The 18,544-nt window shown below is 69.8% G+C and carries 17 protein-coding genes and 1 pseudogene; 10 read left to right on the forward strand and 8 right to left on the reverse strand.

The features are described from left to right. From CV755_RS34675 to CV755_RS14090, 4 genes and pseudogenes are all read left to right on the forward strand, one after another. Positions 1-1,703: pseudogene (locus tag CV755_RS34675) on the forward strand (hypothetical protein); the annotation flags it as partial. Continuing rightward, entirely contained in the window at positions 1,700-2,173 is a 474-nt protein-coding gene (locus tag CV755_RS14080; protein WP_109280578.1) for a hypothetical protein, read from the forward strand. The pseudogene CV755_RS34675 and the gene CV755_RS14080, both read left to right, overlap by 4 nt. Positions 2,174-2,202: 29 nt before the next feature. Next, positions 2,203-3,885, forward strand: coding sequence for a translocation/assembly module TamB domain-containing protein (locus tag CV755_RS14085; protein ID WP_109280579.1), 1,683 nt, complete (start codon positions 2,203-2,205; stop codon positions 3,883-3,885). 406 nt (positions 3,886-4,291) lie between these two features. After that, a complete protein-coding gene (locus tag CV755_RS14090; RefSeq protein ID WP_109280580.1) occupies positions 4,292-5,512 on the forward strand; it encodes a hypothetical protein in 1,221 nt (406 codons plus the stop codon). Positions 5,513-5,543: 31 nt separating this feature from the next. Here CV755_RS14090 and CV755_RS14095 read toward each other — a convergent pair whose 3' ends face one another. From CV755_RS14095 to CV755_RS14105, 3 genes are all read right to left on the reverse strand, one after another. After that, positions 5,544-5,918 carry a VOC family protein gene (locus tag CV755_RS14095; RefSeq protein ID WP_161968693.1) on the reverse strand — a complete coding sequence of 125 codons (375 nt, stop codon included), beginning with the start codon at positions 5,916-5,918 and terminating at the stop codon, positions 5,544-5,546. Between the two features lie 153 nt (positions 5,919-6,071). Next, complete coding sequence (locus CV755_RS14100; RefSeq protein ID WP_338323656.1) at positions 6,072-6,233, reverse strand: P-loop NTPase family protein; 162 nt, start codon at positions 6,231-6,233, stop codon at positions 6,072-6,074. 147 nt (positions 6,234-6,380) lie between these two features. Continuing rightward, on the reverse strand, positions 6,381-7,004 hold the full coding sequence (locus CV755_RS14105; protein ID WP_109280582.1) for a GyrI-like domain-containing protein: 624 nt from the start codon (positions 7,002-7,004) through the stop codon (positions 6,381-6,383). A 1,062-nt stretch (positions 7,005-8,066) separates the two neighbouring features. On the opposite strand from CV755_RS14105, the gene CV755_RS36705 reads away from it, so the two are divergent. From CV755_RS36705 to CV755_RS14120, 3 genes are all read left to right on the forward strand, one after another. Continuing rightward, positions 8,067-8,201, forward strand: coding sequence for a hypothetical protein (locus tag CV755_RS36705; RefSeq protein ID WP_277751811.1), 135 nt, complete (start codon positions 8,067-8,069; stop codon positions 8,199-8,201). Between the two features lie 118 nt (positions 8,202-8,319). Beyond that, positions 8,320-9,555 (forward strand): serine hydrolase domain-containing protein, encoded by a 1,236-nt coding sequence (locus CV755_RS14115; protein ID WP_109280583.1) that lies wholly within the window; start codon positions 8,320-8,322, stop codon positions 9,553-9,555. Beyond that, complete coding sequence (locus CV755_RS14120; RefSeq protein ID WP_193553405.1) at positions 9,552-11,159, forward strand: alpha/beta hydrolase; 1,608 nt, start codon at positions 9,552-9,554, stop codon at positions 11,157-11,159. The genes CV755_RS14115 and CV755_RS14120 overlap by 4 nt, the downstream gene beginning before the upstream one ends. Positions 11,160-11,201: 42 nt before the next feature. Here the strand turns inward: CV755_RS14120 and CV755_RS14125 are convergent, their stop codons facing one another. Next, positions 11,202-11,636 carry a VOC family protein gene (locus CV755_RS14125; RefSeq protein WP_109280584.1) on the reverse strand — a complete coding sequence of 145 codons (435 nt, stop codon included), beginning with the start codon at positions 11,634-11,636 and terminating at the stop codon, positions 11,202-11,204. A 512-nt stretch (positions 11,637-12,148) separates the two neighbouring features. Here CV755_RS14125 and CV755_RS14135 point away from each other — a divergent pair. Together CV755_RS14135 and CV755_RS14140 are read left to right on the forward strand one after the other, a co-directional pair. After that, positions 12,149-13,435 (forward strand): RNA-guided endonuclease InsQ/TnpB family protein, encoded by a 1,287-nt coding sequence (locus CV755_RS14135; RefSeq protein WP_109280585.1) that lies wholly within the window; start codon positions 12,149-12,151, stop codon positions 13,433-13,435. A gap of 445 nt (positions 13,436-13,880) precedes the next feature. Further along, positions 13,881-14,258 (forward strand): hypothetical protein, encoded by a 378-nt coding sequence (locus CV755_RS14140; protein ID WP_109280586.1) that lies wholly within the window; start codon positions 13,881-13,883, stop codon positions 14,256-14,258. On the opposite strand, the gene CV755_RS14145 is transcribed toward CV755_RS14140, so the two are convergent. Together CV755_RS14145 and CV755_RS14150 are read right to left on the reverse strand one after the other, a co-directional pair. After that, positions 14,167-14,982 carry a helix-turn-helix transcriptional regulator gene (locus CV755_RS14145; protein ID WP_109280587.1) on the reverse strand — a complete coding sequence of 272 codons (816 nt, stop codon included), beginning with the start codon at positions 14,980-14,982 and terminating at the stop codon, positions 14,167-14,169. The two genes, CV755_RS14140 and CV755_RS14145, sit on opposite strands and share 92 nt — an antisense overlap. A 10-nt stretch (positions 14,983-14,992) precedes the next feature. Beyond that, on the reverse strand, positions 14,993-15,931 hold the full coding sequence (locus CV755_RS14150) for an alpha/beta hydrolase (RefSeq protein WP_109280619.1): 939 nt from the start codon (positions 15,929-15,931) through the stop codon (positions 14,993-14,995). Positions 15,932-16,191: 260 nt separating this feature from the next. Between CV755_RS14150 and CV755_RS14155 the strand changes: the two genes are divergently transcribed. After that, the gene (locus CV755_RS14155) at positions 16,192-16,530 is read left to right on the forward strand and encodes a hypothetical protein (RefSeq protein WP_109280588.1); all 339 of its coding nucleotides are present in this window, start codon (positions 16,192-16,194) and stop codon (positions 16,528-16,530) included. Here CV755_RS14155 and CV755_RS14160 read toward each other — a convergent pair. After that, the gene (locus CV755_RS14160) at positions 16,502-17,518 is read right to left on the reverse strand and encodes an NAD-dependent epimerase/dehydratase family protein (protein ID WP_109280589.1); all 1,017 of its coding nucleotides are present in this window, start codon (positions 17,516-17,518) and stop codon (positions 16,502-16,504) included. The genes CV755_RS14155 and CV755_RS14160 overlap by 29 nt on opposite strands. Continuing rightward, positions 17,515-18,453 (reverse strand): alpha/beta fold hydrolase, encoded by a 939-nt coding sequence (locus CV755_RS14165; protein ID WP_109280590.1) that lies wholly within the window; start codon positions 18,451-18,453, stop codon positions 17,515-17,517. The genes CV755_RS14160 and CV755_RS14165 overlap by 4 nt, the downstream gene beginning before the upstream one ends. Positions 18,454-18,544: the final 91 nt, after the last annotated feature.

Genomic DNA, 18,544 nt, shown 5'->3' on the forward strand with positions numbered 1-18,544 from the left:
GCGACGGCACGGGCGGCCGGCGCTGGACCGCGTTCGGCGGACGGGCCTTCCTCACCCCGGCCACCCGCCATGTGCTGCGCGAGCAGGCCCGGCGCCTCGCCGACAACGCCCCCGCCGAACTGGCCGCCCCGCTGCGGGCCTTGCGTGGTGCACTGACCGAGGTGGATGTGCTCTCCCAGTCGCTGGACGGCTTCCATGACTGGCTCATCCAGCAGGACGGCGCCGCCCAGGCCGTCACCGACCCGGCCGTGGTGGCCCAGGTGGGCCAGACCAACCATGTGCCCGACGGCGCCGAGGACCGTCGTCGGCAGCGCTTCCAGCCGGTGCGCGGCGGGCAGTTCCACTTCGTCGAGCTGGTCATCATCGACCGCTTCGGCCGCGAGTGCCGTCTGGTGGAACCGGTGGACTCCCAGATCGTCCAGTTCGCCCCGGTCCGGGCGGACAGCGTGCGGCCGGACGCCGAGCTGTACCAGGGCGTGGCGGGCCCGCAGCGGTTCATCCAACTGCCGCCGCGCATCATCCAGCCGGCCAGGCTCCGGCTGGAGACGGTGGCCCCGGCCGCCTCCCAGCCCCCCAGGGGCCTGGAGGCCACCGGCGATCCCGCGGATTCCCCGGTGATCGGCTGGCTGCTGGTCAACCACCTCGACCGCACGCTGCTCGTCCACGGCCCGGACGGCGAACCACTCGGCGAACTACGGGTGATCCATGACGCGCACAACACCCCACGCACCGCCTGGAACCCGCTGCCGCACGCCCCCTTCCCACACCCGGACGACCCCGGCTTCGCCGCCGCCCACCCCCATCTCGTCATGTTCGCCCGCGAGTTGCTCGCCCACGCCCCTGACGCCTTTGAGGCGCTGACCGCCACCATCGACACCGCCCTCGACCACATCGTGGAGCCGTCACCGGCCGAGGACCGCTCCCCGGCCCGGCTCATCGGCCGCCCCCTCGCCCTCATCCGGACCCGGCTGGGCCTGGACCTTCAGGGTGCCCCGCTCACCAACCCCGCCTGGGACCACGCCCTCAACCCGCCCGAGGAGGACTACCCCGACCACCGCTGGACGGTCCGGCTCGGCGACCCCGACCGCCTCGCGGACGGCCTGATCGGCTACTTCGCCGCCGACGACCATGACCAGCCCACCGACTACACCCGTCTGCACGCCGTGGAACCGGCCGGCCCGGCCAGCCCGTACATCACCGCCGTCGGCACCGGCGCCCACCTCACCCTCCCGGCCCGCCCCGCGGACCGGCCCGCCACGCACCACCTCACCCTGCTGGCCTGCCCGCACACCGCCGTCCACGCGACCACCGACATCCTGCCCGTCGCCGAGCTGGCCCTGGACGCCGACGCCACCCACCGCGCCCTCGCCCGCATCCGCGCCTCCTTCCGCCTCAACCCCCTCCTCGCACCGGACGGTTTCCCGGACAAGGAGGAGGCGGGGGCCCGCGCTGGAGTCGCTCCGGTACCACCTGTCGCCATGCCCAGGCCCGCCGCCCGGCACGGCAGTTGGACCTGGGCCGAGCCACTGGCCGTGGCCGGCATCACCGCCGGAGCGCTTCCGGCCTGGACCGAGCACGACATCCAGCAGGCCGACCACCTCTACCACCCGGACGTGCCCGTGCCCGCCGCCCGTTCCGGCTACCTCCAGCTGCACCCGGCCGGCCAGGCGGCCGCCCCCGCCGCCGAAGGAGCCCGGCCATGACCGACCTGCTGCTCCCCTACACCCTGACGACCTCCCCGGCCGCACCGGCGCATACCGGCGAACTGTCGCTGCACCACCTTCAATTGGCGGTCGGCTCCACCACCCGGGACAGCGCCGCGCCAACCGTTCGCTGCTCGCGCCTCACCCTCACCCTGCCCACCGCCCCGGCCGTACGGATGCCCATGGGCGAACCGGTGATCCTGCGTACCAAGGTAGAGGCCGAGCGCGGCCCCCGGCGCGGGCGGCAGTGGACGGCCGAAGCCATCACCACCGACCCGGCCGCCACCGTCATCGTCCTGGAACCCGTCGAGCCCGCCGACTTCGACGGCACCTGGACGCTCACCCTCACGGTGTCCATCAGCACCCCGCTCGACGGCACCGTCCGCATCACGGAGGACACCACCCTCGTCACCGACACCGGCGCCGGGCCGACCCCCCGTACCGGCACCGTCAGTTCCTCCGCAGCCTGAAGCCTTCTCCCCAGGAGACACCACCCGCCATGTCCACCCCCGCCGAACCGGCCTCCTCCGGCATGCTGCTGCTCCCGCAGCTGACCACCAACCCCAATCCGCTGCGGGTTTCGACCTTCGCCAGACCGGAATACGCCGAACTGACCTTCGTCTACGGCAGGTCAAAGGCTCCATCGGTCAACTGGCCTGTCCACTCCCGCAAGTTCGTCATCCGCATCCCCACCGGCCGCCAGGCCACCGCCCTGACCGGCGAGCCCGCGCTGATCCGATATGAGCTCACCGTCCCGGACGGCAAACGCCAATGGGTTGTGCAGGCAGACACCAGGAACCCCAACGAGACCGTCTTCACCTGTGAGCCGGACGACCTGCGCCCCGCCGCCTTCGATGGCACCTGGGGCATCCAACTGCGACTCTGGGGCATCGAGACCAACGGCAGCCCCGGCCCGGTGACCATCGGCTGGGAGGAGGAGACCTCCAACAACGGCGCCGATTTCGTCCTGCGCACGGGGCGCGGCGAGGTCAGCAAGCGCGACGACTCCTTCTACTTCGACAGCTTCCACCCGGCTACCGTGGCCATCGCCCGCAACTCCACCGTGCAGCTCAACTGGAAGGGCACGGAGCAGGCCACCTACCGCATGTACTACCGGGACCAGGACGGCACCGAGAAGAACGTCGCGGTCAGCGGCGGCAGTTGGACCTCGCCCAGGCTCGTGGACAGCACGGATTTCCGGCTCAAGGCCACCTTCGACGGCCGCGATTACTACCTGACCGCTCATGTGCGGGTGAACAAGCCCGATATCGCCGTCACAAGCATCGCCGCACCGAGCGCTGACGGCACCGTTGGCGTCAAGAACACCCTTCAGTTCCAGGACAAGGCGGGCATCGAGATCCCTCGGTACGGCGGCCGGATCACCGTCTACGGCGCGCTCACCGCCCAGGCCGGTGACAACGTCGGCGAGGGGGCACTCACCGCCAACGGCCCCCTGACAGCCAACAAAACCATCACCGCCAAGGGCGAGGTCACCACTGAGGCGGACGTGCCTCTGACCGCCAACGGACCGATCAACGCAAACAAGAACATCTTCGTCGCCGCGGGCCCTGCCGGGACGTACTACGGAGTACACACCGCCCGTATCTGGGCACTGAGCGGAACGTCAGACGGAACCGTGACCCTGAAGAGCAAGCTCACGCTCGAACAACCGCTCACCGCCAACGGCACGATCGACGCCAACAATGACCTCACCGTCGCCGCGACCAAGACTTTCAAAGCGATGTGGATCAACCCGACTACGACCAACGGCACCATCACGGTGCGCGGAGATTTGAGCATGGCCAGCGGCAAGGTCCTCACAGCCGGAACCCTCAACACGGCCGGCATTACCGCAAGTGGGCTCATCTCCGCGAACGGAGGCCTGAACGTGCCAACCGGAAAGTCGCTGAACTACGAGGGCAAACGCGTCCTTCGCACAGGGGACAGCGTGACGCTCAGAACAAGGTGGGCCAACAATGGCTACCTCTGGGACGATGACGGCAACGCCAATAAAGACCGGGGAAATGTCGTGCGCAAGCGGGACAACAATCCCCCTGGCAACTTGCGGTCGTGGTGGACGCTGGGATGGAGAGCATCGAACCAGGCCACCGGCCTGGAAACCGACACTGATCTCAAGGGCTGCGCCGAAGCCGAGGAGCAACCTGGAACAGCCCAGGAATGACCGCATCGAGTGGCCGCGGCAGAGCCGACCCGCCGGACCCGGCGCAATGCTGATTGCTCTCACCCGGCCTTGAAGCCGACGTTCGGCTGGGCCTGTCTGTTCGTATCTCGGGAGTAGGCAGGTCAGCCGGTCGATGTTTATACAGGACCCGTTCCGCAGGGCGGCCTCCAGGGGGGTGGTTGGTAAGCGCGGAACCCGCCCAGGGGAACCAGCGGCTGCTGTCCTTTGCCGCGCCGCAGACCGCCGGGACAACTCCGGCTGAAGCCAGCCCGGTCGGAAGAAGCGGCGCCACGCCATGCGTTCACCGCCAACACTGGCCGACGGTTGAGCCGTCGCCGTGCCGGCACCGTTCTCTACACTGCGCTCGGGCGCCTCCGGCTCCCGGACGCTGAACCCAGGAGCACGGATGGAACGACTGACCGGCCGAGAACTGCTCGCCCTCCGGCGGGCGCTGCGCGATCCCGCCACGCCGGGTCTCGAACGGTGGGAAGCGGCGCGGCGGCTCGGGGCGACCGGGGAGGCGCAGCAGGAGTTCGCGGCGTCGGTGGTTCTGGGCTCCGACTTCCCGATGTCGGTGGCATCGCACATCGCCGAGGCGCTGTCCGGGTTCGCCCCGCGCTACCGGGAGCAGTTGGCCGACCGGCTGCGCGGTCCGGCCGCGATGCCGGGCGAGTTCGACGAGGACCGTATCTGGGCCGCGCAGGCCCTGGCCGCGCTGGGCCCCGAGTACCGGGACGAGGCCGTCGCCGCGCTGCGTGCCACCATCGCGGACCCGCTGCCGGGCCGGTGGCAGCGCTGCCGGGTCGCCCAGCTGCGGTGGATGGCCGCCGTCACCCTGGCGGAGATCGATCCGTCCCTGCGGGAGGAGGCCGCCGAGACCATCCGGCGGGACGACATCTCCAACGACGGCTGGGAGAACGAGCTGGCTCGGGCGAACCACTTGCGTGACATCGGCGGCGAATACGCCGAGGAGGCCACCCGCATGCTGCTGGAACTGCGGGCGGAGGTGGACGAGGAGTTCCGCCACGATGTGGACGAAGCGCTGGGGGATTCGGCCGACGGTATCGACTGCGCCCCGCCCCAAGAAGCTCCCGCCGCAGGCGAGACCGTGCCGCCCGAGGTGCCGCCCGAGGTGCGCTCGGCGCTGGCGGGCCTCGCGCAGCTCGGCATACCGACAAAGCTGGACGAATTCGAGACGGCTCTGGCGACCACCCCGCCCGACCAGGTCGAGGCTCTCGCCGCCCAGTACCGCGCCTACGTCCGGCACGCCACCGCCCCCGAGGCGGTCGCCGCACTGACCATGCCGGTTGACGTTTCGGCCGCCCAACTGCGCCGGAAAATGCCGGAAGGCGGCGGGACCAGGGCGTTCGTCGGCTACTCCGTCCAGGCCGAGCAGCAGCTGCGGGAGCTGAACGCCGACGAGTCGCGAACCGCGTCCGCGATTCACCGCGAGTTGGAGTGGTGGCCACAACTGGGATTGCACCGCCCGAACCGTGACGACCGGACCGAGGACTATGTGCTGGAGTTCTGCCCCGCCGGGGCCGGCCGCCGCCGGCTCACCATGGTCAACCGGTTCCATCCGGAGCTCAACGCCGTATTGGTGACCTGGTTGCTCATCGGGCCCTGACCAACCGCGGGCACCGTCCTGCGCAAGGGCCTCAGTGGAGGCAGAGACAGAACGGATGGCCCGCCGGGTCCGCGTACACCCGCCAGTTGGCCCCCGGGCGGATCCGGTCCGTTCGCTCCAGTACGGTCGCGCCGAGGGCGAGCGCTCGTTTCTCCTCCCCTTCGAGGTCGTCCACGTCGAAGTCCAGGTGCAGCTGCTGCGGGTGCTGCCGGCCCGGCCATTCGGGCGGCCGGTAGCCGTCCACCCGCTGGCAGGCCAGCGGCGTCCCCTCGAACCCATGCACCTCTACCCAGCCAGGATTCTCCGGGTCCGCGACCACCCGGCCGCCGAGCAACTCCGCGTAGAACTCGGCGAGCCGTACCGGATCGGCACAGTCCAGCGCGACCGCCTGCAGCTTTCTAATCACGTCCAACACCCCTCGTTCCTGAGTCACTTCCGCAACGCCCTGGTACGAGAGGGCTCGTACCCGCCGCCGTTGGCGGGCATGCGCGGCCGTACGCCGGCAGACCCTGGCAACGGCTGGTGCGCCCCGGCAGCGGCTCATCGACGGAACCTTCCCTCAAGTCGTCGCACTCCGAATGCCGTTGTCGCGGTCCGCCATGGCAGCGAGCCCGGATTCCCGCATCACCCGCTCCACGGTCTCGGCCAAGGAGCTGTCCGCCGGGATGACGGTCTCGACGCCCCCGGGCAGCAGGTCGTGCGGCCGGTACCAGGAGCGCAATTCCGCTTCTCCGACCTCGGCGGCGGTCGGGCTCGTGAACCGGGCCGCCACCACATGACGTCGTCGGACATCCTCATACCGAACGCCCGAAGCACGTGGTCAGCAACGGCAGGGGGTGCACGGCGTGCCGCACCCGGGCACCAGGGCCTACCTGTCGAGGTCCTCGACTGGCTGGCGCAGGATGGTCTTCAGCTTCTCGGGAGCGGTCTTGCGGGGGTCGCTGAGGTAGATCTCGTGGTGCAGGCCCGTTGGCCGCAGGCCGTTGGCGGAGAGGTAAGTGTGGTGGAGTTCGCGGAGCACGGGTGCCTCGTCGTCGTAGGAGCCGATGTGCAGCACCTGGGCACTGGGGCCTTCGTGAAGGGTGAGGTGCCGGAGCTGGGAGATCGCGGGGTTCTTCTTCTTGGCCAGCGCGGTCTGCTGGGCGTCCTCGATCATCTTCCTGGTGATCCAGGAGGGCATGGTGATGAGCATGGTCCACTTCCAGGTGTCCTTGGCCCGGGTGGTGAAGGCTTCGGGCCGGTCCGCCCACCACAGCCCCTCCAGCGGAGCGACGACGAAGTCGCCGTCCGCCGTGTGCTTGCTGGCGAACTTGAGGGTGTAGGCGACCGCGTAGAGGGCCTCGACCGCGCTGACATAGGCGGGCGCCGTGTTGGGGTTGCCCCTACCGTCGATGGCGATGAACTGCTGTTCGGGAACGTCCACGACGGCCCACGCCGTGTTCTTGGGCGCGTAGAACTCTTTCCGTTCACGCTTGACGTCGTACGGTGCCATGGGTGTCTCACTTCCTAGGAGGTGTGCATCGTTCAGCGACCATGAGGGCCGCATCCCGCTGTCCGGGATCGTGTGGCCGGGCCGAATGCACGACCAGACCTGTGTGCGCAGCGAAGGCATCGCCGAGTAATTCCGTCAGCATCCCGGGGTAAAAGCCGAGGTCGACGATGGCTACCGGAGCCTGGCGAACGAGTTCCCCGATCAGGTCTCCGCCCCGCCGAAGAAGCCCGCCGACGACGCGCCAGCACCGCCCTGGTGCCCGTCCGCAGGACGGCCCGCTGAATCACCCACCAGCCGAACCCCCAGACCAGCCTGCCCTCAACTCAATTGCCCCCAAGATCGTAAGACCGATGTTGGCGCCGCCGGGCCTGTCCGGGTCCTTGAGAAGGACGCGGCGCAGGTGTCCTGTCCGACAATGGCAATGCCGCGGCCATAACGCCGGCGGATGCCTACGGCGGCCGAGGTCTTCCCGGAAACGGAGTGCCTCGCAGTACGATCAGCCGGGTTTCCGCCTTGCCGACCGGGCCGCGGGCGTACCGACCGGCCGTCTGGGGTTGGCTCGTCACCTTGCCGAGGATATCGGGTCGCGGTCGGCCACCGACGCTTGTCCAGCACAACCGGGTTGCCAACTCACCGCCGGGCCAGGGTCCTTGGTGGACCGAATGTCATCGTCCACCGGCCGCCATATGGTGGCCGGCCGCTACGGCGCCCTACGGGCCATGACTCTCCCCTGCTCGTAGCCATTGAAGCGCCACTGCGCAAATGCTGCCGCCACCTGTCCACTCCCGCTTCGTTTAACCGGAGGCAGACAGCACCCCCTCTCCCCTCAAATACAAGGAGTACTCACCGATGAACCTTCGCTCTCTCCCCGCAAAGGCAGGAGCCGCTCTCGCTACCGCCGCTCTCCTTGTACTGGCCGCCCCGGCCGTCTCGCACGCGGAGTCAGCCGACTGCCGTGTCTCCAGGTCGGCCGCCGCACCGTCGAAACTCACGGTGACCTGTGGCTCGCCGGGGCCCGAATTTCCCATCCTCAAGCAGGAAGTGGAGCGGGTTACCCGATTTATGACTCCCGCTCTGCAGAAGCGGCACAGCTGTGGCGAACTCACCCAGCGCGAGGCTTTCCTGCACTTCGAAGCCCGCGACAGATGCCCGGCCACCGCTCATTACCTCACCGTCAACGGTGACTTCTGGCGCTGACCCGGTGGGTGGGCGGGCGGTCGCGCTCCGGGAAGTCCCATGGTGGGGTTTTCCTCACCCCCGATAGACCTGCCAACCCGAGTGATCCACCAGCGGCCCGTCCCTAGCCTGCTGTCACATGCCGACCTTCTTACCGAACTCACCGAAGTCACCGAACTCCCGTCCCGGCAGACGCATCTGCCTCGCGGCCACGGTGGCGGCCCTGCTGCTGGCCGTCACCGGGCCGGTCTCGGCCGCCGCGCCGGCGCCGGTCCCGCACTCCACCGGCTCCTGCGGTACGCACCAGGAGGTACGCCGGGCACTGCGCGCTCTCACCGACCGCGACCGGATCGCCGGAGCCGGGGTCCTGGTCACCGACTCCAACCCGGGTGCGCCCTGCGGGCATTGGGCGGAGGCGGCCGGAGCGGCCGATCTGCGCACCGGCCGCAGGATGAACACCGCGGACCGGCTGCGTATCGGCAGCGTCACCAAGACCTTCACCGCGACGGTCGTCCTGCAGCTCGTCGCCGAGCACCGGCTCTCCCTGGATGACACCGTCGATCGCCATCTGCCGGGGCTCATCCGGCAGCATGGCCACGACGGCCGCCGGATCACCGTACGCCAACTGCTCCAGCACACCAGCGCCTTGCCCGACTACCTCGAGGCCCCCGAATGGGAGCATCCCGAACGGCTGCGCTACCGCCACTTCGAGCCGCGTGACCTCGTTGCCCGTGCCCTGGAACTGCCGCGCCCGCGCGGCAGCTGGCACTACGCCACCACCAACTACCTTGTCCTCGGCCTGATCGTCCGGCAGGTCACCGGCCGCACCCCCGAAGCGGAGATCAACCGCCGCATCATCGCTCCCCTCGGGCTGCGCGACACCTACTGGCCCGGCGACACCACCTCCATCCAAGGACCGCACTCGCACAGTTACTTCACCTCCGGTGACGGCCACCGTGTCGATGGCACCGACTGGAACACCACCTTCGGCGGTGTCGGCGGCGCTCTGGTCTCCACACCGGCCGACCTGACGCGGTTCGCCACCGCCCTGTTCGGCGGCCGTCTGCTGCCCCCGGCCCAACTGGCCCAGATGCGGCGGACGGTGGCCGCCGACCCCGACCGGCTATGGCCCGGCGCCCGCTATGGACTGGGGCTGATCGCCTCACCGTTGTCCTGCGGCGGCATGTGGTGGGGGCATGCGGGGACGGTGCCCGGGGGCCACCGGGCGCTGATCGCCGTCGGCCCCGGTGGCCGCAGCGTGGCCGCCGCCCTGAACGAAACACCGGCCACTCTCCAGGCCGAACAGGACTTCCTGGATGTCATCGACAAGTCCCTCTGCGAGGGCAGCGCTTATGAAAGGGCTACTACCGCATGACCGGCTTCACTCTCGCCGCCGCCGCGTCCCGCGCCCGCCGTTCCGCTTCCAGTGGTTTGCACCGGTTTGCGGCGCGTACCGCGATGGTGACGGCCCTGTGCCTCACCGGGGCGGTCGCCTTCGCCGCGCCGCCCGCCACCGCCCAGCCCGGTGACGGGGGCACCGGTCCCCTCGCCCGTTACCAGGGTCAGCACCTCACATGGAAGAGCTGTGTGCTCGGCCCGTCCGACGACACCGGCAAGGAGCTCCAGCGGGCGGGCGCCCAATGCGCCGATGTCACCGTCCCCTTGGACTACGCCGACCCCGGCGGCCGTACGATCACCGTCGCCCTCTCGCGGATCCGGGCCACCGACACCGCCCATCGCATCGGTGCGCTGCTGCTCAACAGCGGCGGCCCCGGCGGGCCGACGATCGGCGACCCGCCCTGGGTGCGCAAGGCCATGCGGCAGGTCGGCCAACGCTATGACGTGGTGGGCGTGGACCCCCGTTTCGTCGGCCGCAGCACCCCACTGGACTGCCACTGGCCCACCGGCACCTTCCTCCGCGGTGCGGGCAACGGCCGTGCCGCCTTCGACCGCTCGACGGCCTTCGCCAGGGAGCTCGCCCGCCGTTGCCGTGCCCATGAGGGGGCGGTGCTGCCCTTTGTCACCACTCGCAACACCGCACGCGATATGGACGTCATCCGCGCCGCGCTCGGCGAGCGCAGGATCTCCTACCTCGGCTACTCCTACGGCAGTTACCTGGGCGAGGTCTACGCCTCCATGTTCCCCGGCCGCACCGACCGCGTCGTCCTCGACGGCGTCATCGACCCGGCCCGTTACGGCCCACGGCTGATGCGCGGCATGGAACCGGCCAACCGGCACGCCCTCGAGGACTGGGCAGCCTGGGCGGCCGCCCATGACACCGCCTACGGTCTGGGCCGCACCCGAGCCACGGTGCTGGCGGTCATCGACCGCCTCCAGGCGACGGCCGGACGCACACCGCTGCGGGCCGGCGGCCACCGGGTGGACGATCAGGTGCTGCCCGTCATCGTCTTCAACGGCCTCTCCCAGGACAATGACGCGGCGTACGGAGACTTCGCCCAGGCCATACGGGACCTGCGGCGCGCCGCCGACGGCCGGCACATCACGCCCTCCCCATGGCTGGCCCGCACGCTCGATTCCCTGTTGACCGGCTCCGACTCCGCCTATGGCAGTGTCCAGTCGGCGATCCTGTGCGGTGATGTGGCCGCGCCCCGCGACCCTCGGACATACTGGCGCGATGTCCAACGGGCCCGTAAGCGGGACGCGTTGCTCGGCCCCGTCGCCAACAACATAGGCCCATGCGCGTTCTGGGACCCGCCGCGCGAGCGCCCGACCACCATCAGGAACGACCTGCCGGCCCTGCTGGTCAACGCCACCGGCGACCCGCGCACCGGCTACCAGGGCGCTCGGGAGGTGCGCCGGATGTGGCCCGCCTCCCGACTGGTCACCCTCCGCGGCGCGGACCAGCACGCGCTCTACGGGGTCTTCGGCAGCCGGTGTGTCGATGCGACGGTCAACGCCTACCTCGCCGGCGGTCGTCTGCCGTCCATGGACGTCACCTGCGAGCGACGCTCGGGATAGGGGCCCGGCTCATCGCGCCAGGGCACAGCCGGCGCCCTGCCCTCAGTCCAGGCAGAATTCGTTTCCCTCCGGGTCGGCCATCGCGATCATTCCCTCGTCGATGCCATTGGGCTCAAGCCGGTAGAGCCGCTTCGCGCCCAGCCCCTCCAGCCTGGTGGCCTCCTTCTCCAGCACGGCCATCCGCTCCTCCCCGGTCAGTCCGGGTGCCGCGCGCAGATCGAGGTGCACACGGTTCTTCGCGGTCTTTCCCTCCGGGACCTTCTGGAAGAACACCCGCGGCCCGTTGCCGTCCGGATCGGTGATGGCCGAGCGGTCGTTGTGGTGCTCGGGCGGCACGCCCCAGGCCATGAGCGCGGCCGTCCAGTCGGGGAAGCCCTCGGGCGGCGGCTGGACGCGATAGCCCAGTGCCTCGGCCCAGAAAGCCGCCTGTGCGCCCGGGTCGGCGCAGTCGTAAGTCACCTGGAATTCCTTGGCCATGCCGCCTCCGACCACTCGAAATCTGCCATGTCCTCGCCCCGGTCGTCTGCCGGTACGCGCCGTTATCCTCGCACCGCCCTCTGACAAGCGGCTCTCCGGGCCTCGTGGAGGGGCCACGTAACCAGCCCGCGGCAGCACTTGGCACATGCCTAATCCGGGTTCTCGCCCGGAAGGCCGGTGGAGAAGGTGGGCCGGCCCTGCACCGGGTCGGCCTGAGGTCGTGGGCCGGGACGGTCACGGCGCGCTCGACGATGGCACTCCGGGGATGAAACGCATCCCAGGACTGCACTGATCTGACCCGCAGGCTGGAGCGGACGTTTTTGCCCCTCGATGTACTGGCAGACGATCGCCCACGGCGCCCGCCGCATGAAACCGAGAAGTACGAAGGCGACCACAGGTGCCCGTGCATGCTGGCGTGGTTAACGCAGCCGGTGAACTCCTGGCGTATCCGGCGGGACGCACTTTAGTCGTTCTGCCCCTCCATAAGGCCAATCGTCGGTAGGGTCGTGGCTGTGCAGTTGCGCTACAACTACCGTTCCTATCCGGATACTTGTCAGCGTCGGGCGCTGGCGCGGGCGTTCGGGTGTGCCCGGGTGGTGTGGAACGACTGCCTGCGTGACCGTAAGGAGGCGCATGCGGCGGGGCTGCCGTATGTGACGTCGGCGGAGCTGTCCCGGCTGCGCATCACCCAGGCCAAGCGCACCGAGGAACGTGCCTGGCTCGCCGAGGTCTCGGCGGTTGTTCTGCAGCAGTCCCTGCGGGATCTGGACGCCGCGTACAAGAACTTCTTCGACAGCATCAGGGGCAAGCGGCAGGGCCACAAGGTGGGTCCGCCCCGCTACAAGTCGAAGAAGGACACCCGTCAGTCGATCCGCCTGACCACCAACGCCTTTTGTCTGAAGGACAACGGCACGGTGTACGTGGCCAAGGTCGGCAATCTCAAGGTCAGATGGTCCCGCAGGCTTCCGGCCGCGCCGACGTCCCTGACCGTCACCCAGGACAGCTGCGGTCGGTACTTCCTCAGCTTCGTCGTGGACACCGCACCCGACATCCTCCCCCGGGCACAGACTGACACCGGTATCGACCTGGGCCTGTCCGCCTTCGCCGTCCTCTCCGACGGCCGGAAGATCGACAGCCCGCGCTTCCTGCGCCGGGCGGAGAAGAAACTCAAGCGCCTTCAGCGGGAGCTGTCCCGCAAGGCCAAAGGGTCAAAGAACCGGGCGAAGGCTCGCATCAAGGTCGCGCGCCAGCATGCCAAGGTGGCCGACCGGCGCCGGGATTGGCACCACAAGGTATCCACACAGATCATTCGCGACAGCCAAGCAGTGTTTGTGGAAGACCTCGCGGTGTCCGGCCTCGGCCGCACCCGGCTGGCCAAGTCCGTGCATGACGCGGGATGGTCGGCGTTCGTGCGGATGCTGGCATACAAGGCGGCCAGGCACGGCCGCATCTTCGCCAAGGTGCACCGTGCCTTCCCGTCCTCGCAGATCTGCTCGGCCTGCGGATTCCGGGACGGCCCCAAACCCCTGCACATCCGTAAATGGACGTGCGGTGGGTGCGGCACCGTGCACGACCGCGACCACAACGCGGCCCGCAATATCCTCGTCGAAGGACGCCGCATCGTCGCCGCCGGACGGGCGGAGACCCTAAACGCCTCGTGGAGCGCCGGTAAGACCAGGGCGAAAGCCCCGGCACAGCGCGGTGAAGCAGGAAGCCCCCGGAAAGGTCAGCCGACCCAGGCCGGAACCCCTGAACCTCAGACTCAGGGAGCACGTCAAGCATGGTCCCCCTTGAGGTGACTGCCGTGTACATCGCTTGCCGGACCCTCACTTATGCGATCCGGCCATCAGCAAGCTAGGGAGACCACGCGTGACGCGCGACCCCCATGGGGGAGAATCGGCCAGTCTCGGCCGCCATCGGCAGCAATCACCCTTTGTCCCAAGGAGTGCTGCGCCGCGCAGCTCATACGTGTGGCATCGGGAACCGGGGCGGATTCCGTTTCAGCGGGCCACGGACCGCAAGGTGACCGAAACGTTTTGGACATGGTCGGGCGGTGCCCGGCCGGCCGGCCGCGGTGCGGCCGAGCGCGGACACCGGACCTCCACGGTCGCTGCCGGTGAAGCTCCGGCCGGTGCGTGAGGTGTGTCATCTCCGCTAACGTGCAAGCTCTGAGCAGCGAGCAGCCTGGAAGCCCGGGCATCACTGCGCCCTCTCAGGTTGCTGCTTCAAGGAGGTCGTGCACCGATGGACACCGTTGAGACTGCCCTGGAGAAGGCATTGGCGATCAGCGGAGCCACCGGAGTCGCGATAGTCGATTTCAAGCAGCGCAGGGTTCTGGGCTCGCTGGACCGCGGCAGCGGGCTGGATATGGACAAAGTCGCCTATGGGGACAGCGATGTCATGCGCGCCAAGCTGTACACCCTGGAGCTTCTCGGCTACCCCCCCGACAGCGTGGAGGACATCCTGATCACGCTGGACCGGGAATTGCATATGATCCGGCCCCTGCCCCGGCTGCGCGAGGGCGGTATCTTCATTTACCTCGTCCTGGACCGCGACCGGACCGTGGCGCTGGATGAGATCCGCCGCCAACTGCGTTCCCTGGAGCCTCTGTTGCCACTGTAGACACCGTGGTGCCGGGGGTGAGCGGAGCCAGCGTATCCGGGCGGACCGCACCCGCCGCGGCCGATCCATACAGCAGAGCGGTCAGGTCGCGGGGCTGCGCCCGCTCCATGGTGGGAACCGCCGCGGTGATGCGGTCGAACCGGAAGCCGCGGCCTGCCTGTCGGGTGCGGCACCAGGCGATCAGATACCACCGGCCGCCGGCGGTGAGCAGTCCGGCCGGTTCCACCACGCGTTCGCTCCGGCGCCCTGTCGCGTCGGTGTAGGACAGCCGCAGCACCGTGTTGGTGGTGATGGCCCGTTCCACCGTGGCACGAACCGTGGCGTCGGACGGCGAGGGCAGGGCAACGATCCGGGCGGCGAGTTTTCCGGCCGCCGCCGAGGCGTGGCCGGTCATCGAGGCCGCTATCTTCTGCGCCGCCGTACGGGCCGCTCCGGCGTAGAGGGCGGAGGCGTCGGCCGCGGCGAGAACGCCGACCAGGGCCGAGGCCTCCTCGGCGGTGAAATGGATGGGCGGCAGGGTCATTTCCGGATCGACCGACCAGCCCCCGCCCCGCCCGGTCGCACAGCGCACCGGGACACCGGCCTCCATCAGCGCCTGGAGGTCGCGCTGCACCGTGCGCTTACTCAGCTCGAATCGCGCGGCGAGCGCCGCGACCGTCAATGGCCGTGGCGCTGCCGCGCGCAACTCTTCCACCAGGGCATAGAGCCGGGTACTGCGGTTCATACCGGTGACGCTACCGTCCGGCGGCGGCCAGGAATTCCCGCTCGCGGCGCAGTTCGCGCTCGGTGACGGTCAGCGGGAACAAGGTGAAGCCATGCATCGCGCCCGCGACAACGCCGAGTTCCACCGGTGCGCCTGCCGCCTGCCATCGCTGGGCCAGGAAGAGCGAGTCGTCCAGCAGCGGGTCCTCGCTGCCGACGACCATCCGGGCGGGTGGCATACCGGAGAGGTCGGCGAACAACGGTGAGACCTCGGGGTCGCGGCGCTGCTCGGCCCCCATACCGGGGGTGAACAGTTCATAGGTCCGGCGCAGGCTGTCGGTGTTGCTCAGCAGCCGCTTGGCGCCGAATGACCGCTGGCTCGGTGTCATCGACAGGTCATAGGGGCCGAACATCAGGTGGGCCGCCCGGAAGGCGCCGGTGATGCCGTGCCGGTCGCGCAGGCGCAGCAAGGTCAGGACGCTCAGGTGGGCACCGGCCGATTCGCCGCCGATCAGCAGGCGTTCGGTGCCGAACTCGGCCGCGGTGTGGTCCACCAGCCACCGGGCGGCGGCTTCGCAGTCGTCGGGCCCGGCGGGGAACGGGTGTTCCGGCGCGAGGCGGTAATCCACGCTGACCACGGCCAGCCGTGCGTGTTCGGCGATCCGCCACAGTTTGTCGTCCTGCCCATCCGCGGAGCCGAATGACCAGCCGCCGCCGTGTATGTGCAAATACACGCCTTCGACCCGGTCGGGCACGAATACCCGGGCTCTCGGTCCATCGGCGAGAACGCGGTCCTGGCCGTGCGGCAGCCGCTCCGGTGGAGCGTCGCCACCGAGCCGGTTGCGCCGCAGGGCGGCCATCGTGGCTGCGTCCGGCGCCCCCTCCCGGGCCGGGCGGCTCGCGGCGGCGGCCGCGAATTCCTGGTTGAAGGCAAGGGTTTCGGCGAGGCAGTCCTGATCAGTGATCGTCATGCCATGGAGCATCGCAGACGTGTGCGACAACGCCCTGTCACCCTTTACCGGTGAGCTGCATCACAGGAGGCCTGCGCAGAGCCCGCGCTCCGGGGTAGCGCTGGTCGCTTGAAACCGGCACGATCCCAGCCTGGATCAGCAGTCGAAACGGACAACGCGGCGCTTCCCGGCCAACTCCGTTTGCCGCACTACCGGGTGCTCCCCTCTCCCGGTAGCGTCCCGGTCCGCATCGATCGAGCACGGCATCGACAGGAGGGCACATGAGAATCCGCTATCGCGCCGCGGCCACCGCCCTGTTCCTCGCCCTCGCGGGCGGAGGCGCGGTGAGTGCCGCGTCGCCCGCGGCCGCGGCTTCCGCTTCCGGCACCCCCCGCACATCCTCGTTCTCCTGTGACGCCTGGCGGTATCTGAGGGGCGCCAACGGCCATGGTGCGTCGATCACTTGCCATGGCAGTCCTTTCAGGGAGTACGTCATCTGTCACCGGCCCGACGGCCACCTGTACTTCCGTCTCGGCAACCGCGCGCTGTCGGGTGGCACCTCCACCGCCTGGTGCGACCGGAGCGGGGAGGTCATCGAGGCGGGCGCCTTCCCCTTCTGACGGCGGCCTCATGGTGCCTCCGCAGGCGTTCCAGCCCTTCCGGAGTACTGACCCGCGGGGTGTATCCCAGGTGGGTCCGGGCGGCGGTGATGTCGAACCAGTTGGCGTAGGCGGCCCCCGCCACCAGGCAGCGGTCCAGGGGTGGCCGTCCGGGGAGGCGGAGGAGGCGCCATCCGTCCTCGCAGAGCCCGGCCGCCGCGCGGGCGGCCGGGATGGGGACGGGTTGCAGGCGCGGGCTGCGGCCCAGCGCGCGGAAGAAGACGGTCAGAGTCCGGGCGAAGCCGCACGGCCTGCCCTGGGTGATGAAGTACGGCCGGCCCGCCGCCGGGGACCCGGGCCGCACCCGGTCCAGGGCCAGCAGATGGGCATGGGCGGCGTTGTCCACATAGACGGTGTCAATGCGTTTGTGACCGCCGCCCGCCAGGGGGAGGACACCGAAACGGGCGGCACGCAGCAGCCGGGGGGCGAAGTGCGGGTCGCCCGGCCCCCAGACGCAGTGCGGGCGCAGGGCGACGGTGCCCAGCTCCGGCCCATTGGCGGCCAGGACCAGGCGTTCGGCGGCCAGCTTGGTGGCGGAGTAGGGGCCGAGGGGCCGGCGCGGATAGGGCAGGGATTCATCGCCGCCGTCGATATCGGTGTTGTCGAAGACAACGCTGGGGCTGGAGGTGTGGACCAGAGTGGCGATGCCATGGCGCCGGCAGGCGTCCAGGATGTGACGGGTGCCGGTGACATTGACCTCGCGGTACGGCACCGGGTCCCCGGAGGTGCCGACGCGGGCCGCGGTGTGCACCACCGCCTCGCAGCCGGCGGTGGCGCGGCGCACGGCGTCCGGATCGCGGATGTCGCCCAGACGCTGATCGACGCCCAGTACGGCCAGGGGCTCGCTGAAGCGGCGGTGCAGCGACCTGACGTGGTGTCCGGCCGCGGCCAGCTGCCGGCACACGGCGCTGCCCAGAAAGCCGCTTCCCCCGGTGACCAGGACGTTCATCTGCGCTCTCCGGTGCTGTCGAGGAACTGTCGGATGGCCGGGATGAGTTGGGCGCGGGCGTCCTCCAGGACATAGTGGCCCGCCCGGGGGTAGCGCAGCACCCGGGCGTGCGGGAAGCGCCGCTGCCAGGCGTCGGCCAGGACGGGCCGGAGGACCGGGTCGCGCATGCCCCAGCCGACCAGCATGGGTTTCCGTTCCAGGGCGGGCAGCATCCGTTCGACGACGGTCAGCAGCGCCCAGCCGGGGTCGCGGCGGGTGAGCGGGACATCGCGGAGGAAGCGGGCCGGCGCGGCGCGGTCCCGCGGGCGGCGATAGGGGGCGGTGAAGGCCCGGCGGACCGGCGGGGGCAGCGGAGTGGTGACCCCCAGGCGGACGGCGCCCTGGACCCAGCCCGGGGTGTGGTGGGCGGCCAGGGTGCTGATGACGGGCAGCCGCAGCAGACGGAACCACCAGGGCGGCAGGCCCTGTTGGGGAAAGCGGAACACGGCGGTGTTCAGCACCACCACACGGTCCACCAGCTCCGCGTTCAGGCAGGCCCAGGCCAGCGCGATGGGTCCGCCCCAGTCATGGGCCACCACCGTCCAACCATGCCGCGGCACTTGGTGTTCGCCGGTCAGATGGCGGACCAGGTCGTCGAGTGCGGCGATCTGGTATCCGGCCAGAAGGGCGGGCAGCGGCCGGGCGAGGCGGTCGGAGAGGCCCATGCCGAGCAGGTCCGGGGCGATGCACCGGTAGGCATCGCGCAGTTCCGCTATCAGATGGCGCCAGACAAAGCTCCAGGAGGGGTTGCCGTGCACCATGAGGACCGGGGGGCCGGTGCCCTCGTCCACATAGTGCTGCCGGCCCTCGGCGTGGGTGAACCACCGTGCGGTGAAGGGGTAGTCGGGCCAGTGGGAGCGGTCTGCTGCGGCTGCGTACACGGGGTGGCCTTTCATGCGGTGATCAATGGCAGTGATCAAGAGTGATGCCAACCACGCTTATCCGACGGGGAGTTCATGCCCGGCGGCCGATCGCCCCGCGCCGGGG

Source organism: Streptomyces orinoci (genome assembly GCF_003121295.1).
GTDB classification, from domain to species: Bacteria; Actinomycetota; Actinomycetes; order Streptomycetales; family Streptomycetaceae; genus Streptomyces; species Streptomyces orinoci.